The organism is Citromicrobium bathyomarinum (assembly GCF_038594485.1).
In the GTDB taxonomy this organism is placed as follows: Bacteria; Pseudomonadota; Alphaproteobacteria; order Sphingomonadales; family Sphingomonadaceae; genus Alteriqipengyuania; species Alteriqipengyuania bathyomarina_A.
The window spans coordinates 416,289-432,496 of record NZ_JBCFZG010000004.1 but is presented as its reverse complement, the minus strand read 5'-3'; the positions used below and the strand labels follow the sequence as shown (position 1 = coordinate 432,496).

Below are 16,208 nucleotides of genomic sequence, written 5' to 3'. Positions count from 1 at the left end.
CAAGGCGAGCAAGAAGCCGACGGCAATCCGCCGTGCTTTCTCGCCCGCGCAGTCGCTGAGTTCTTCGCTAGACGTCGTCCGCGCTGATCAGTTCTTCGCGATCGAGTTCGCCAGTCATGTTGGCCACGGTCACCGCCACAGCAGCGTCTCCGCTGACATTGGTGGTGGTCCGCATCATGTCCATGATCCGGTCCACGCCCGCGACAAAGGCGATCGTTTCCAGCGGCACGCCGACCGCGCCGAATACCAGCGCCATCATGATCAGCCCCGCACCGGGAATGCCCGCCGCGCCCACCGCGCCCAGGGTCGCGAGGATCGAGATCAGGAAGTACTGGCCCCAGCTCAGGTCCACCCCGAACACCTGCGCCCCGAACAGCGTCGCGAGGCCCAGATACATCGCGGTGCCGTTCATGTTGATCGTGGCGCCCAGCGCGATCACGAAGCTGGCGACCGAGTTCGAGACGCCAAGGTTGCGCTCCGCACAGCGCAGCGTCACCGGCAGCGTCGCGTTGGAGCTGGCGGTGGAATAGCTCACCGCCATCGCGTCCACGATCCCGCGGAAGAAGCCGATCACGGGCAACCGCGCGATCAGCTTTATCATCGCCGAATACATGACGAAGATGATCAGCAGGCAGCCGAGGTAGTTGAGGCCGACCAGCTTCCCGAGCGCGATCAACGCATCGAAGCCCAGCGTGCCCGCGACCCACGCCATCAGTGCGAAGACGCCGAACGGGGTCAGCTCCATCACCACCATGGTGACGTTCTGCATCACCACCGCGCCCGAATCGAAGATCTTCTGGACCGGCGATCCCTCTTCCTTCGCCATCAGGATGCCGATGCCGATCAGCAGCGAGAAGACGATCAGCGGCAGCACGTTGACATCCGCCATCACCTGCACGGGGCTTTGCGGGACGATGCCGAGGATCATCTCGCGCCAGGTCGTCTCGTTGGGTGCTGGCGTCGGCCCCAGATCGAGCCCGGCGGTGTCGACCCCGATGCCCGGCTGGATCACCGTACCGAGCAGCAGGCCCAGCCACACCGCGATCTGGCCGGTGACCACGAACAGCAGCATGGCGCGGCCGCCCACGGCGCCGAGCTTGCGCAGATCGCCGATCGCCGCGACGCCGGAGACAAGACTGAAGAAGATCAGCGGAACGACCAGCATCTTGATAAAGGCGATGAAGACGTCGCCGATGATCTTGATGCTCTCCGCGTCCGGGCCCCACAGGCGACCGGTGATGATGCCGAGCACCAGCGCGGCAATCACCCGCTGCCACAACGGAATGGCGAACCAGGCCTTGAACATGAACTTCCCCTAGAATTCCTCGCCCACCCTAGTGCCGTGACGCGAAGGGGACGGCAAGCCTTGCCCGTTCAGCTCTCCAGAGCGGCGCGCGCGATTCGGGCATAGATGCGCGCGAGCACGGCGAGGTCCGCGACCGCCACCGCTTCGTCGCGCTTGTGCATCGTAGCGTTGAGCAGGCCGAATTCGATCACCGGGCAAACGCTACGCAGGAAACGCGCATCCGAGGTGCCGCCGCTGGTCGAGGGTTCGGGGGCAATGCCCGTCTCGGCCTCCACCGCCGCGCTGACCATCGCGGAAAAGTCGCCCGGCGGGGTCAGGAAGGGCTCGCCCGAGATCACGGGCCGCACGTCGACCTGATTGCGGGCGCAGATCGCGGTAACCTTTTCGCTCAGCGAGACACCCGAATGCAGATCGTTGAACCGGATCGACAGCCGCGCGCGCGCTTCGCTCGGGATGACATTATGCGCGGGATTGCCAACCTCGACATCGGTGATCTCCAGATTACTAGGCTGGAACCAGTCGGTTCCTTCGTCGAGGACCAGTGCATCCAGCTCGGCCATTGCGGCGACGAGGCGCGGGATCGGGTTGTCGGCGAGGTGCGGATAGGCGACATGGCCCTGCGTGCCCTTGGCGGTGAGCCACATGTTCACAGAGCCGCGCCGCCCGATCTTCATCATGTCGCCCAGTCGGTTGACGCTGGTCGGCTCGCCGACAAGGCACAGGTCTGGCGCGTGGTCGTTGGCGCGCATGAAATCGATCAGCGCGCGGGTGCCGTGCAGCGCAGGCCCTTCCTCGTCGCCGGTGATGATGAAGCTGATCGTCCCTGCATCGGCGGGCACATCGGCCACGGCGGCGACCATGCAGGCGATCGCCCCCTTCATGTCGACCGCGCCGCGCCCGTAGAGCAGGTCGCCCCCAGGACTCGGGCGTATTTCAGGTTCGAACGCGCCGCTTGCCCAGCCCTCGCCCGGCGGGACAACGTCGAGATGCCCGGCAAAGGCGATGTGTCTCGGGCCGGTGCCCGTGCGGATGGCGAAGAGGTTCTCGACCGGGGCCTCGTCCGACCCGGCAGGCCCGCTGCCGCGCACGAAGCGGTGCACGGTGAAGCCCAGCGGCTCCAGCATCGCCTGCAACGCGTCGAATACCGCGCCTGTCGCCGGGGTGACGCTGGGTGCGGCGATAAGCCGCTTGGCGAGGTCGAGAACATCAGTCATGCCTTGCGCGCTAGCAGGAGTGCTCAACCATGCCAAAGCTCGATCTCGACGCTATCCCGCAGACCAACGCGACCGGCTACCCCCCGCCGTTCGATGCGGAGGTGCAAGGTCGCTGGTATCGCCGCCTCGCGCCCGTTGCCGGGCTGACGCGCATGGGCGCAAGCCATGTCACGCTGAAGCCGGGCGCATGGTCGAGCCAGCGGCACTGGCACCGCGAGGAGGACGAGCTGCTGGTAATGCTCTCGGGCGAAGCGGTGCTGGTGGAGGAAACGGGCGAGACCACCGTGCGCCCCGGCGATGTCGTCGCATGGGCGGCAGGGGTTGCGAACGGGCACCACCTCCAGAACCGCAGCGATGCCGATTGCGTGTTCGTGGCGATCAGCGCCGGGCCGAAGGATCGCGACTCGGGCGAATACCCCGATATCGACATGATGTTCGACGCCGAAGGTTACGCACGCAAGGACGGTACGCGCTACGCGGCGAAACGCACGCCCTGAAGCGGCTCACCCGATCAGAGGGTCGGGACGTTCTCGTACTGCGCGATCACCCATTGCTCGTCCTCGGCGGCGGCGATCCACTGTTGCAGCCAGTCGTGAGTCCAGACCGCCTGCATGTAGCTTTCCGCAAAACCCGGCACGCCGAAACCATAGGTGATGAAACGGCTGACGACGGGCGCGTAGAAGATGTCCGCCGCGCCGAAAGTGCCGAACAGGAATGGCCCGCCGCTGCCGAAGCGCGCGCGCGCCTCCGCCCACAGGCCGAGGATGCGGACCACATCCTGGCGGGTGGTTTCGGAGATCTTCACGTTCTGGTGGCGCGTGCGGATATTCATCGGGCACTCGCGGCGCAGCGACAGGTACGAACTGTGCATCTCTGCAACCATCGCCCGCGCCATCGCCCGCGCGCTGTCATCCTTCGGCCAGAAACGGTCGCGCCCAACCTTGTCGGCCAGATATTCGAGGATCGCGAGACTGTCCCACACGACCGCCTCGTCGTCCCACAGGATCGGCACTTTGCCCGATGACGGCGTCAGATCGCCCTCGCCGCGCTTGATCGCTTCCCAGTCCTCTCCGAACAAAGGCACCAGGATTTCCTCGAAAGAGAGGCCCGCCTGCTTGCACGCCAGCCAGCCGCGCAGGCTCCAGCTCGAATAGTTCTTGTTACCGATGATCAGTTTCATGTCGTGTCCGGCCGCGTAATACTGGATCGGGCAAGCGGGTAGAGCGCCGCCTCCGCGCTGTCGAGCGAAGCCGAGCCTACGGCGTCAGCGCGTCCGCGACCACGGCGGCGCGCAAGGCAGCGATGCCCTGTCCCTTTTCGGCACTGGTAAGGTGGATTTCCGGGTAGGCCGCGGGATGCTTCTTCGCTTCGGCGGCGACCTTCTCGTGCATCGCCTGCAGCGCGCTCGCCTTGATCTTGTCGCTCTTGGTCAGGACGATGCGATAGCCCACCGCCGCTTCGTCGAGCATCTTCATCATCGCCCGGTCGCTGTCTTTGAGCCCATGGCGGCTGTCGACCAGCACCAGCGTGCGCGCCAGCACGGGCCGCCCACGCAGGTAGGTACGCACGAGGCCCTGCCACTTCTCGACCACGCTCTTGGGGGCCTTGGCGAAACCGTAACCGGGCATGTCGACCAGCCGGAACTGTGTCGGCGCGCCGACTTCGAAGATGTTCAGTTCCTGCGTGCGCCCGGGCGTCACTGAAGCGCGCGCGATACCACGGCGCATGGTCAGCGCGTTCAGCAGCGAGCTCTTGCCGACGTTGGAGCGCCCGGCGAGTGCGATTTCGGGCACCGTCGGCTCGGGCAGGAATTTCAGCTGCGGGGCCGAGAGAAGGAACTCGACCCGGCCCGAAACCATTCGCGCGGCGGCGATTTCGTCGGGCGTTTGCGGGCCCGGGCCGGGAGCGCTCACGCCTTGCTTTCCGACTGGGCCTTGGCCGCCTTTTCCGCCCGTTCCCGATCCGCCGCCTCACGCAGCTGCGGATGCTTGGAATAGAGGTATTTCTGCTGCGCCAGCGTCAGCAGGTTGGACGTGTTCCAGTACAGAAGCAGCCCGGCTGCAAACGGCGACATCACGAACATCAGCACCCACGGCATGATCGAGAAGACCTGCTGCTGGACCGGGTCCATCGCCGCCGGATTGAGCTTGAAGGTCAGCCACATCGTACAGCCGAGCAGCAAGGCGAGCGGGCCCAGAGCAAGCATCCCAGGCACCTCGAACGGCAGCAGGCCGAACAGGTTGAGGATGTGCGCGGGATCGGGCGCCGACAGGTCCTTGATCCAGAAAACGAACGGCTGGTGACGCATCTCGATCGCAAGGATCAGCACCTTGTACAGCGCGAAGAACACCGGAATCTGCAGCAGCATCGGCAGGCATCCGGCGACCGGATTGACGCCCCGCTCCTTGAACAGCTTCTGCATTTCCTGCTGCTGCTGGACCTTGTCGTCCTTGTACTTCTCCTGCAGCTTTTTCATTTCCGGCTGGATCGCCTTCATGCTCGCCATGCTGGCGAAGCCCTTCTGCGCGACGGGGAACATCAGTCCGCGCACGATGCAGGTCAGCAGGATGATCGCGACGCCGAAATTGCCGACGACAGAGAAGATTTGCCGCAGCAGCCACAGGATCGGCTTTTCGAACCAGCGGAACCAGCCCCAGTCGATCGCAAGGCCGAACTGCGAAATGCCCTGATCCTGATAGAGATCGAGCACACCGCTTTCCTTGGCACCCGCGAACACGCGCGAGGTGCGGGTGATCTGGCGCCCCGGGCGCAGCGTCGTGGGGTTGTAGATCATGTCCGCGCGGAACAGATCATTGCCGAGCGAGCGGAAACCGGTGCTAAGCCCAGCGCCGCTCTGCGGAATCATCGCGCCGAGCCAGTAGACGTCGGTAAAGCCGATCCAGGCCGGATCGGCAGCGCCCGAAATCGCCGTCTCCTCGACGACATCCTTGTAATCCGGGCCGTAATCGACCGAGCCCCCGAACGAGCCGATCGGGCCGGAATGCGAAATCCACGTGCTCTTGCTCGACGTCGTGCTGGTGCGCGTGATGGTCGCGAAGGGGGAAATCACGACCGGCCCGTCGCCCATATTGGCCACGGTCTGATCAGCAGTGATCATGTAGTTGTCGTCGATCGACAGGCGGATGCGGAAGCGCTGGCCTTGCGCATTGTCCCATTGCAGTTCGACCGGACTATCGGGCGCAAGCACATCGCCGCTCGCCTTCCAGACGGTCTTCGCGTCGGGCAGCTGGGTGCCGTCGCCGACGAAGCCGAATTGCGCGAAATACTGGATCGGCGTGCCCGCGGGCGCGAACAGCTGCACCGGGCCGCTATCCTTGTCGACCGTCGCGCGGTGATCCTTCAGCTCGATATCGTCGATCCGTGCGCCGACGAGGTTGATCGACCCTTCGACCCGCGGCGCGTCGATCCGCACGCGGTTGCCCGAAGCCAGCGCCTCGTCGAGGTCGACGGCGGTCGCAATCTGGTCGGCTTCGACAGCGGCCCGCGTGGCACTCGGCCCGGCATCGCTGTTTTCCTGGATGTCGGCGGAGCGCCGTTGCTCGGGCGTGGTCGCCCGATTGACCTGCTCGGTATCGGGCGGGGTCGGGTAGAAATAGCTGATGCCGGCATCGTAACCGAGGATCAGGATGCCGCACAGCACCACGGCGAGGATGAGATTACGCTGGTTGTCCAAGGAAATGCGGTCCTGCTTAGTCTTCAGGCGAAAGGAAACGATGATCGGGGCGTGGGTTCAGGGTACGGGATCATGGCCGTGCCCACCCCACGGATGGCAGCGCATTATACGCTTGAAGCCCAGCCATCCACCCTTGATTGGCCCGTATTTCTCGATCGCCTCGATGGCGTATTGCGAGCAGCTGGGCTGAAAGCGGCAACTGGGTGGCAAAATCGCGCTCGGGCCGAGCTGCCAGCCACGGATCATGATGACCATCAGGCGCTTGACCGGGTTCATCGCGTGCGCCGCTTTCTGGGGGGCCGTCCGCGCTGGCCTTCGCCGCGCGCCGCGCGGCCCAGGGCCTTGGCGAGTTCTTCGGAAAGGCGCGCAAAATCGCGCTCCACCCCGCCCTCGCGCCCGATCAGCACATGATCGTGGTCGGGCAGACCCTCGGCAGGCAGGTGCGCCCAGAGCAATTCGCGAAAGCGGCGCTTCATCCGGTTGCGGACGACGGCATTGCCGATCTTCTTGGTCACAGTGATGCCGTAGCGCGTGCCGCGGCCATCATTGGGGTGCACCAGCAGCACGAAACCCGGCATCGGGACACGCAGCCCCCGATTCGCAGCGAGGAAATCGCTGCGCGCGGTGATTGCGTTGCTGGCGCCGACGGACTGGGTCATGACCGGTAGATAGGCAAACGGGCCCCCGAATGGGAGCCCGCAAGCTTGAGCGTCAGGCACATGGGCCCTCGCTCTCATCTCAGCCGGAGTGGCTTAGGCGCAGAGCTTCTTGCGGCCACGCTTGCGGCGCGCGGCGAGAACCTTGCGGCCACCGGTGGTCGCCTTGCGTGCGAAGAAACCGTGGCGGCGCGCACGAACGAGATTGCTGGGCTGGAAAGTCCGCTTCATGTCATCCTCGAAAAACTGGATCGACCAACCGCGCGCGGCGCGAATCGGTCTGAGGTTTCTCCGACCCGCCGGGCCGGCACTTCAAGCGCGCGCCATTACGGGTTCGTTCCGTTGGCGTCAAGGCCTGCGGCGAGAGACGTAACGTCGAGATAGGCGATGCGCGGCGCGGCCTGCGGATCGTTGTCGTTCGCCACCTGCGGCAATGTTCGGGCAAGCCACCTGCGCATTTCGCTGGCGTCCAGCCAGCGCGCGCGGGCGTTGGGCACCGCATTGGTCATCGCGTAGAAGCTGCGCGCACCACCCTCGCTCATGCCCATCTCGCGGTAATAATCCAGATAGGTGCGGTTCTCCGGCGCGTCGGCTGCAAAGTCGCTCGGCTCGTGGCCATGGTTGTCGCGCCACGAATGGACCGCGAACTGCGCACCATCCTCGACCTCGCGCCGCACGCCGGCAAGGAACAGCTCGACCGCACCCGAGCGGACCGAGCCGCCGCGCGGCACACGCGTGGTCAGCCCCGCCTCGCGGATCATCCGCCCGACGGCAAGGTTTGCACGATCGTTCTCGGTCCCCGGGGCCTCGACCAGATCGAGCGTCCGCAATTGCGGGTAGGTTTGCAGGAGCGCGGCAAACTGCGCCGGACTTGCCGCATCGGTCGTGCCGACCAGAACCGCCCGGGTCGGTTCGACGACGCGAAAGGGGCCGAAGGCGGCAAGGGCATTGGGCGTGTTGGCCCGGAATGATGTGATCGCGCGCCCTGCGCTCTGGGCATCTTGCGTCGCCGCGTAGTCGAGTGTCTCGGCATAGAAGTAATCTTCCGCCGGATCGTCCTCGTAAAAGCGCGGGTCGCTTTCGTCGATCCACTCTTCGGTCTCGGTGATCTGGACAACCCAGTCCTCGGCCTGGGCGGGGGAAGGCGCCAGACCGAGGACCGCGATCAGTGCGGGGAGAAGGGGGGTTGGCCATCGCACCGGCAATCTTTTGCCGCACAGGGCTTACCATTCGGAGAGCGAGGATGGTTGCCACAAAGCTAACTTTTGGGCGCAGTCGCGCTGGCCATGCGGGATTGTGCGGGCTCGACAAGCCGTGGGCAAGGCGGCAAACCCTTGCCAGAGGGCGCACGGGGGAGGGCCCGCACTTGGTCGCAACGATCCGCACGGTCGCCTATCTCGGGCTGGAGGCACGCAGTGTCGAGGTGCAGTGCCAGCTTGCCGCCGGGCTGCCGCGGTTCAGCGTCGTCGGCCTGCCCGACAAAGCTGTCGCCGAAAGCCGCGAGCGGGTGCAGGCCGCGCTCGCCTCTATGGGCCTCGCGCTGCCGCCGAAGCGGATCACGGTGAACCTCTCGCCCGCCGATCTGCCCAAGGAAGGATCGCATTACGACCTGCCGATCGCGCTGGCGCTGCTCGCCGCAATGGGCGTGGCCGACCGCGAGCAGCTGGCCGATTTCGTCGCGGTGGGCGAACTTGCGCTGGATGGCCGGATCGTCGGCTCACCCGGCGTCCTGCTCGCCGCGATGCATGCGAGCGAGGCGGAGTGCGGGCTGATCTGCCCCGCCGCGCAGGGGGCGGAGGCGCGCTGGGCAAGCGGCATCGCGGTGCTCGCCGCGCCCGACCTCGTCGCGCTGCTCGGCCATCTGAAAGGCACGCAGCAACTCGCCCCTCCGGAGCCCGGCAGCGTCGAGGAAACCGCCCCGGGGCCCGACCTCAAGCAGGTGAAGGGGCAGGAGACCGCCAAGCGCGCGCTCGAAATCGCCGCCGCAGGAGGCCACAACCTGCTGATGAGCGGCCCTCCGGGTGCGGGCAAGAGCCTGCTCGCCGCGTGCCTTCCCGGGATCCTCCCGCCGCTCACCCCGGCCGAAGCGCTGGAGGTGAGCATGGTCCAGTCGATCGCCGGACTGCTCGAAGGCGGGCGGATCAGTCGGGCGCGGCCCTTTCGTGCGCCGCACCACTCGGCAAGCATGGCGGCGCTGACCGGCGGCGGGCTGAAGGTGCGGCCCGGAGAGGTCAGCCTCGCGCATCTTGGCGTACTTTTCCTCGACGAACTGCCCGAATTCCAGCGCCCGGTGCTCGACTCACTCAGGCAACCGCTGGAGACCGGCAAGGTCGATGTCGCGCGCGCCAATGCGCATGTGACATTCCCCGCACGGGTCCAGCTGATCGCGGCGATGAACCCGTGCCGCTGCGGACACTTGGGCGATCCCTCACTCGCGTGTAGCCGCGCACCCAGGTGTGCAGCCGACTACCAGAGCAAGGTTTCGGGGCCGATGCTCGACCGCATCGATCTGCATGTGGAGGTGGAGCCGGTCAGCGCGAGCGACCTTGCACTGCCCCCGCCCGCCGAGGGAAGCGCCGAAGTCGCCGCGAGGGTTGCGCGCGCTCGCGCGGTGCAGGTCGAACGCGGCGCGCAGAGCGGCACCCGGACCAACGCCGAGCTCGACGGCGACATGCTCGAACGCTTCGCCACGCCCGATGAGGCTGGGCGCACGCTGCTGTTGCAGGCGGCGGAGGCTATGCGACTCTCCGCGCGCGGTTATGTGCGCATGCTGCGCGTTGCGCGCACGATCGCCGATCTTTCAGGCGCCGAGCAGGTCGGCCGGGTGCATGTGGCGGAGGCGCTCAGCTACCGGCGACAGGCACCGCGCGCGTAATCCGCAGGGGGATTGTGTTTGCAAAGTCCCGCCCCGCCCCATAGCCAAGTCCGCATAAGATAACGGAAGAGGGTTGAATATGCGGACGATCGGATGGGCGGCGCTTGCCGCTGCGGCTTTTGCGGGAACAGCAGCGCAGGCGAGGGGCGATCTCGACGCGACCATCGTGCGCACCACCTACGGCATCCCGCATGTCTCCGCCGATAGCTGGGACGGGATCGGCTACGGCGTCGCCTATGCCTACGCGCAGGACAACTTCTGCCTGCTGGCCGAGGAGTTCGCGACCGTCCGAGGCGAACGCTCGATGTATTTCGGGCCCGAAGGCAGGGTGCTGCACGGATCGCAGGAGGTCGACAACCTCAGCTCCGACGTCTTCATGCGCTCGGTGATCGATCTGCCGCGGCTGCGCGCCGGGGCGAGTGCGCAAGGGCCCGAGGCCAACCAGCTCGCGGCGGGCTACGTCGCCGGATACAACCGCTTCCTGCGCGATGCGGGCACCGATGGCATCCCCGTCGAATGCCGGGGCAAGCCGTGGGTCAAGCCGATCACCACCGACGACATGCTGCGCCTGACCGAGAAGCAGATGCTGCTGGCGAGCGGCATGCCCTTCCTCCCCGCGATCGCCAACGCCGCGCCTCCGGGAATGCCGTCGCAGGCCTCCGCGATGGACCTGCCAGAGCGCGAGGACATGGGCGTCGGCTCCAACGGCTGGGCCTTCGGCGGCGAGGCGACCGAAGATGGGCGCGGGATGGTCATCGGCAATCCGCACTTCCCGTGGCAGGGGCCCAACCGCTTCTGGCAGGTGCACACCACCATCCCCGGCACGCTCGACGTGATGGGCAGCACGCTGGCGGGCGGTCCGATTCCGACGCTGGGCTTCAACCGCGACATCGCGTGGACCCACACGGTCACCGCCGCGCGGCATTTCACGCTCTACCAGCTCACCCTCGATGCCGAGCACCCGACCCGGTACATCGTCGACGGCAAGCCGATGGAGATGACGCAGCGCACCATCAGCGTGCCGATGCCCGATGGCGTCGCCCCGGTGGAGCGCACGCTCTATTCGACCACCTACGGCCCCCTCGTGGCGATGCCGCAGGTGGGGCTCGCGTGGACCAAGGACACCGCCTTCGCAATGCGCGACGCGAACGCCGCCAACCAGCGCGCGCTGGGCACCTGGGTGCGGATCGCGCGGGCGCGCAATGTCGACGACGTGCGCAAGGCGGTGACCGAGACGCTGGGCATCCCCTGGGTCAACACGATCGTCGCCGATCGCTACGGCCACGCGATGCACGCCGATGTCACCTCGGTCCCGAACGTTTCGGCGGAGAAGGTCGCGGAATGCTCCACGCCGTTCTCCGCCTTCGTCGCCTCGCGCCTGACGCTGCTCGACGGGTCGCGGTCGGCATGCAACTGGACCATCGCCAAGGGCACGCCCGTGCCCGGCCTGATGCCTGCGAGCGATCAGGCGATCCAGCAGCGCAGCGACTCGGTGACCAACAGCAACGACAGCTACTGGCTGAGCAATGCGAGCGCGCCGCACGCGCAGCTTTCGCCCATCCTCGGCGCGTGGGGCACGCCGGTATCGCTGCGCACGCGGGCCAATTTCCAGGAGACCGGCGCGATGCTGGCGATCGGCCCGATGACCCGCGAACGCGCGAAGGCGCTGGCCTTCTCCAACCGCAGCCTCGCGGCCGAGATGACGGTCGATCCGCTGCTCTCCATCTGCGACAGCGACCCGGCGGCAGCCCCCGCCTGCGGCGTGCTGGCCGGATGGGACCGGCGTTTCGAGACGGACAGCCGGGGCGCGTATCTGTTCGACACATTCTGGGAGAAGGTCGCCGACCGGCCCGACCTGTGGGCCACGCCGTTCGACGCAGCCGACCCGGTCAACACCCCGCGCGACCTGAATACCCAAGGCAAGGCGGGCACCGAACTGCTGGCCGCGCTGGTCGCCTCCGCCAAGGAGATCGAGGAACGCGGCATCGCGCTCGACGCGCCGTGGGGCGAGGTACAGGTCGCCCCGCGCAATGGAGAGCGGATCGCGATCCACGGCGGGCCGGGCACGGCGGGCGTGCTCAACGTGCAGATCGCGCAGCCCATTCCGGGCGGCGTCACCCCGGTTCACGGGACCAGCTACATCCAGATCGTCGGCTTCGACGAGGACGGGCCGGTGGCGGATGCGATCCTGAGCTATTCGGAATCGACCAACCCCGCCTCGCCGCACTACGCCGACCAGACCGAGGCCTATTCGGTCAAGGCCTGGAACCGCCTGCCCTTCTCGCCCGAGGAAATCGCGGCGGCGCAGGAAGGCGAAGCGCTGCATATCGAGGAATAGGAAGGTCCGTCGAGGCGGCTTCGCGGTCGCCCCTGACACACCTGACACAGTGTCCAGGGGCAGAAAAACTCTCCCCATTGGAGCAGGCTCGCGAGCGCGCTGTCCGGGCAGGACTCACGCGGCAGATCTACGGTTTGAAAGAGCTGACGGGGTTAGCGAGGAGGGTGCGAGTAGGACAGCGCTCGACTTGCAATGACGGCACAAACCAGACGCTCTGCCTGCGGCGGCGGAGAGCGGCGACCCCTCAACGCGCAGCGCCCCCTTGACCTCGGCGAGCGCAAGCGGGACCACGCCTCGCATGAACCAGCCCATTACACTGTGGGGCCTACCCCATTCGCTTTATACCGGCCGTGCGCGCGCCTATCTGCGCAAACAGCGGATCGCCTATGTCGAGCGTCCACCGACCGATCCCGATTTTGCGACGCGGATCATGCCCGGAATAGGCCGCGCGATCATCCCCGTCGTCGAGCTGGCCGACGGAACGGTAATCCAGGACACGGTCGACATCATCGATCATTTCGAGGGTGCAGATGCGCCCCCGGTGCCCCTCCCCGCCTACCCCGGCGATGCGCGCCTGCTGGCTCTGGCGCACCTGTTCGAGATCTACGCAGTGGTCGGGCTGACGCGCCACGCGATGCATTACCGCTGGAGCTATCTGGCCGAGCAGGAGCATTTCCTGCGCGATGCCTTCGCCACCGGCGGCGATGCGAAGAGGGCCGAGGCGACGATGGGGCGGATGCACTCCTACCTGCCGATGCTCGGCGTCGATGCCGCGAGTATCCCTGCAATCGAGGGGAGCTATCACGAGCTGCTCGCCAACCTCGATGCGCATTTCGCGGTGTACCCGTTCCTGCTGGGTGCAACGCCAACCATCGCCGACTACGCGATGTTCGGTCCGCTGTTTGCGCATCTGGGGCGCGATCCTGTGCCGCTTGCCATCATGCAGCGCGAAGCCCCACGCGTGTTCCGCTGGGTCGAGCGGATGCATGCGCCCGATCTCGACAGCGTCGACTACGCCGTGCCCGCACCCGGCTTTCCCGATGGCGAGCTGCCCGCAACGATGGCGACTCTGGTCGCCCAGTTGGCGCACGAACTGGTGCCCGACCTGACCGACCGGCTCGCCTTCCTGCGCGATTACGTGGCAGAACATGGCCCCAAGGCCGGGGAGTCCGTCACCGACAAGCCGCACCGCCGCTTGATCGGGACGGTCGAAACCTCTTTCCGCGGGGTCGGCTATACCGGCGGCGTGCAGCCCTACACCTTCTTCCTGTGGGAGAGGCTGATCGCGGCGGGTCGCCACCCGGCAGCCAGGGCTCTCCTCGCCGAGCACGATCTCTCGCCGCTGGTCGAGGTGGAGTTGCCGATCCGGGTCGAACGCTGCGACAATATCGAGGTGTGGGCCTGAGGGGCTGGTCACGTGTTGCAAGCCCCCACCCAAACCTGACAGCGTTTGTAACTGGCGGTCGCGCCGGTGCTCGCTAGGCTGGCGGCTCCACGATTACCGGGAGTTCCGCGTATGAGCATCGCCCTGGCCCTCGGCCTCGCCCTTTCGCCCGTCCTTGCGCTGCAGAGCGTGACGCTGGTCGATGGGCCCAAACCCGACGCGAACGGGCTGGCCGCCGAATATGGCAGCGGTGTGTGCCGCATCAGCGTGTTCGGCAAGGATGCCGATGGCGAGAAGATACGCGCCGAATTCGCGCGGCGGCTGCGCGACGGCAACCTCAGCGTCTCGCTCTACGGCCCGTTCATCCAGCAATTCCAGGATGCCGATCCGGAAGAGAATTTCCCCGTGACGGTCGCATTCGATACCGGCAGCAGCGCGCCGTCGCGTTCGGGCGGGTACGATGTCGGGGGCTTCCGCGAATCGGTGTGGGGCGGCTGGGGCCCGGGCGAAGCCTCGGATGCGACCTATGCTGCGCTGCGCGGCGCAAGCTCGTTTTCGGTCAGCATGGACGGCAATACCTACGGCCCGTTCACCTGGACCGGCACAGGCGCGGTGTGGGCCGCGCTGGATGACTGCGAGACCGAGAACAGCTGATGCTCGCGCGGCTCGCCCCGCTGCTTCTCACCGTGCTGCTGGCGGCGCTTGCCGGGCCGCTGGCGGCCCAGAATTCCGATGCGCAAGGCGCAAAGGACGAATGGTGGGCCAGCCTCGAGGCGTGCAGTTCGAACAACCGCCCGGCGTGCGACCGCGCGGTGGAGCTTGCCGGGCAGTTGTTCGAACGCACCGACCGCGATGTCGCGACCACCTGGATGAAGGCCTGCATGGCGGGCGACCAGGACCGGTGCGAGATCGGCTATCGCCGGTTCAAGAACACCAGCTTCGAAGGCGACGAGCACCCGATCTCGCATATGTTCGCGCGCGTATCCTGCTATGCCGGGATGTACGACCTGTGCCGCCCGTGGGACGATTTCGGGACCACCGATCCCGCCAAGCGTGCGGTCGTGATGGCGGACATGTGCATGCAGGGCGCCTCGCCCAACACCTGTTACCGCGCGCTGGCCTTCTTCCGGGACGAGAAGGGGTTCTACAACGCGATCACCTACGACCTCGCCGAAACGCTGTGCGAACGCTACCGCTCGGGCAGCGCCTGCCGGGTGTGGGCGCAGGCGCTCGAGGCAAATTGGGATCATCGCCGCGCATACCAGTTCCACAAGAAGGCATGCGACAGCGGCCTGCAGGAAAGCTGCCCCGACGCCGACCGGCTTTGGAAGCGCGTCGACTACGAAAATCGTCAGCAGCAGGCGGCCGAGGAAGCGCGCTGGCGGCGCGAGGCGGCGGCGCGGCAAACGTCGACCTGGCGCACGCAGGCCTATGGCGCGGGCTACACCTCGCCCGGCACATACCGCGAGCCGATCACGCCCTTCGGCAGCTCGCCACGCGATATCTCCAACTGGAAGCGCTACGAATACAACCTGTGCCGGGGCAATCCGGTCAACAAGTCTTGCTGAACCTTTGTGCGAAAGCGCCCATCGCCATGCTCACACGACTAGTTCTTTCGATTGCACTGGGAATGGCCGTGGGGATGGCACTGTGCCCGCCGTCGGCGGCGCAAGCGCGTACCCTGATCCCTTCCGACCCGTACGATGCGCGGATTCTCGCCGCCTATCACTGCAACAAGGCCACGACCGAGGGCGATTTCTCGGCAGAGAGGCTCGCCCGGTGCAAGGCGGTGTACGACGCAACGGTCGCCTTCGAACGCTCAGAGCCGGCGATGAGCCCGGCGCAGCGCAGTACCCTCGCCATTGCGAAAGGCCTGTCGATGATGACCGTATCCGCCGTATCCGCGAAGCTGGACGGCGTGATGAGCGCGCGGGCGTGCAAGGCGATCGAAGCGATCGATCTCGCGCTGGCGGGCTACGACCCCCGGGCACCGAACGGCCTGGAAGGCCTTTACGAACTGTTGGTGAAGACCCGCGACGTCGCCATTCCGAAGTGCAGGACAGGCGGGCACTGGCCGAACTGATCCGAGCGGTTACTCGGCCGCTTCGCGAGATTCTTCGATCGCCACCCCGCCGCCGGGCGGCGTGCCTTCGGGAAGGTCGCGCCCTTCTTCGGGCAAGTCCTTGCGGGCAACCATGTTGAGATCGGCAGGCCCCAGAATGCGCCCGTCGTGCGCCAGCATCGCGACCGGCCCGATGGGCATCCGGTCGCGTTCATCGACGATCACCGGGTCCATCCCGACCCCTTCGGTGCCGTACTTCAGCCCCCAGTGCCGCAGCGAGACCATCGCGGGCAGCAGGTCGAAGCCCTTTTCGGTCAGGGCATATTCCACCCGCCGCCGGTCCTGTTCGTCCTGCACCCGGTCGAGAATGCCGTGTTCGACCAGCCGGCTGAGCCGGTTGGAGAGGATGTTGCGCGCAATGCCGAGCTCGCTGAGGAATTCCTCGAAGTGGTGAACGCCGTTGAAGCTGGCGCGCAGGATCATGAAACTCCACCGCTCGCCCATCACCTCGAGCGCTGCCGGCAGGCCGCAGGCACTCAGTTCCATCAGGGGTTCGCGGACGTCTGTACCCATTTTTCAGCCTCTCCAGCCATCAGGCTTACCGCAATTCCGTACGGTCACAAAATTGAAACTCAGTTTTCAGTTGCAACTTGATACCTAAGTCAATAGGTAGTGATTC

Annotated in this window: 17 protein-coding genes; 7 read left to right on the top strand and 10 right to left on the bottom strand. The window is 66.4% G+C overall.

Annotation, left to right across the window (positions count from 1 at the left end):
• Window positions 1–67: 67 nt before the first annotated feature.
• Together AAG591_RS07795 and dapE are read right to left on the bottom strand one after the other, a co-directional pair.
• Window positions 68–1,306, bottom strand: a complete 1,239-nt coding sequence (locus AAG591_RS07795) for a dicarboxylate/amino acid:cation symporter (protein ID WP_342530548.1) — start codon at window positions 1,304–1,306, stop codon at window positions 68–70.
• A 68-nt stretch (window positions 1,307–1,374) separates the two neighbouring features.
• Window positions 1,375–2,520, bottom strand: coding sequence for a succinyl-diaminopimelate desuccinylase (gene dapE, locus AAG591_RS07790; RefSeq protein WP_342530545.1), 1,146 nt, complete (start codon window positions 2,518–2,520; stop codon window positions 1,375–1,377).
• Between the two features lie 29 nt (window positions 2,521–2,549).
• Between dapE and AAG591_RS07785 the strand changes: the two genes are divergently transcribed.
• Window positions 2,550–3,017, top strand: coding sequence for a cupin domain-containing protein (locus AAG591_RS07785; protein WP_342530544.1), 468 nt, complete (start codon window positions 2,550–2,552; stop codon window positions 3,015–3,017).
• Window positions 3,018–3,031: 14 nt separating this feature from the next.
• Here AAG591_RS07785 and AAG591_RS07780 read toward each other — a convergent pair whose 3' ends face one another.
• From AAG591_RS07780 to AAG591_RS07750, 7 genes are all read right to left on the bottom strand, one after another.
• Entirely contained in the window at window positions 3,032–3,700 is a 669-nt protein-coding gene (locus tag AAG591_RS07780) for a glutathione S-transferase family protein (RefSeq protein WP_342530543.1), read from the bottom strand.
• Window positions 3,701–3,776: 76 nt separating this feature from the next.
• Window positions 3,777–4,379 (bottom strand): ribosome biogenesis GTP-binding protein YihA/YsxC, encoded by a 603-nt coding sequence (yihA, locus tag AAG591_RS07775; protein WP_342531239.1) that lies wholly within the window; start codon window positions 4,377–4,379, stop codon window positions 3,777–3,779.
• 50 nt (window positions 4,380–4,429) lie between these two features.
• The gene (gene yidC / locus AAG591_RS07770) at window positions 4,430–6,214 is read right to left on the bottom strand and encodes a membrane protein insertase YidC (RefSeq protein WP_342530542.1); all 1,785 of its coding nucleotides are present in this window, start codon (window positions 6,212–6,214) and stop codon (window positions 4,430–4,432) included.
• A 57-nt stretch (window positions 6,215–6,271) separates the two neighbouring features.
• Entirely contained in the window at window positions 6,272–6,490 is a 219-nt protein-coding gene (gene yidD, locus AAG591_RS07765) for a membrane protein insertion efficiency factor YidD (RefSeq protein ID WP_342530541.1), read from the bottom strand.
• Entirely contained in the window at window positions 6,487–6,873 is a 387-nt protein-coding gene (gene rnpA, locus AAG591_RS07760) for a ribonuclease P protein component (protein WP_342530540.1), read from the bottom strand. Before rnpA ends, yidD begins: the two co-directional genes overlap by 4 nt.
• A gap of 93 nt (window positions 6,874–6,966) precedes the next feature.
• Window positions 6,967–7,101 (bottom strand): 50S ribosomal protein L34, encoded by a 135-nt coding sequence (gene rpmH / locus AAG591_RS07755; RefSeq protein ID WP_010235936.1) that lies wholly within the window; start codon window positions 7,099–7,101, stop codon window positions 6,967–6,969.
• A gap of 95 nt (window positions 7,102–7,196) precedes the next feature.
• The gene (locus AAG591_RS07750; protein WP_342530539.1) at window positions 7,197–8,069 is read right to left on the bottom strand and encodes an alpha/beta hydrolase; all 873 of its coding nucleotides are present in this window, start codon (window positions 8,067–8,069) and stop codon (window positions 7,197–7,199) included.
• Between the two features lie 167 nt (window positions 8,070–8,236).
• On the opposite strand from AAG591_RS07750, the gene AAG591_RS07745 reads away from it, so the two are divergent.
• The 6 genes from AAG591_RS07745 (at window position 8,237) to AAG591_RS07720 (ending at window position 15,550) form a co-directional block, all read left to right on the top strand.
• The gene (locus tag AAG591_RS07745) at window positions 8,237–9,745 is read left to right on the top strand and encodes a YifB family Mg chelatase-like AAA ATPase (RefSeq protein WP_342530537.1); all 1,509 of its coding nucleotides are present in this window, start codon (window positions 8,237–8,239) and stop codon (window positions 9,743–9,745) included.
• A 79-nt stretch (window positions 9,746–9,824) separates the two neighbouring features.
• Window positions 9,825–12,083 carry a penicillin acylase family protein gene (locus AAG591_RS07740; RefSeq protein ID WP_342530536.1) on the top strand — a complete coding sequence of 753 codons (2,259 nt, stop codon included), beginning with the start codon at window positions 9,825–9,827 and terminating at the stop codon, window positions 12,081–12,083.
• A 298-nt stretch (window positions 12,084–12,381) separates the two neighbouring features.
• Complete coding sequence (locus AAG591_RS07735; protein WP_342530535.1) at window positions 12,382–13,488, top strand: glutathione S-transferase family protein; 1,107 nt, start codon at window positions 12,382–12,384, stop codon at window positions 13,486–13,488.
• A gap of 111 nt (window positions 13,489–13,599) precedes the next feature.
• The gene (locus AAG591_RS07730) at window positions 13,600–14,121 is read left to right on the top strand and encodes a hypothetical protein (RefSeq protein WP_342530534.1); all 522 of its coding nucleotides are present in this window, start codon (window positions 13,600–13,602) and stop codon (window positions 14,119–14,121) included.
• The gene (locus tag AAG591_RS07725; protein WP_342530533.1) at window positions 14,121–15,035 is read left to right on the top strand and encodes a hypothetical protein; all 915 of its coding nucleotides are present in this window, start codon (window positions 14,121–14,123) and stop codon (window positions 15,033–15,035) included. The genes AAG591_RS07730 and AAG591_RS07725 overlap by 1 nt, the downstream gene beginning before the upstream one ends.
• A 26-nt stretch (window positions 15,036–15,061) precedes the next feature.
• Complete coding sequence (locus AAG591_RS07720) at window positions 15,062–15,550, top strand: hypothetical protein (RefSeq protein ID WP_342530532.1); 489 nt, start codon at window positions 15,062–15,064, stop codon at window positions 15,548–15,550.
• A gap of 9 nt (window positions 15,551–15,559) precedes the next feature.
• On the opposite strand, the gene AAG591_RS07715 is transcribed toward AAG591_RS07720, so the two are convergent.
• Complete coding sequence (locus AAG591_RS07715; RefSeq protein WP_342530531.1) at window positions 15,560–16,102, bottom strand: winged helix-turn-helix transcriptional regulator; 543 nt, start codon at window positions 16,100–16,102, stop codon at window positions 15,560–15,562.
• Between the last annotated feature and the right edge of the window lie 106 nt (window positions 16,103–16,208).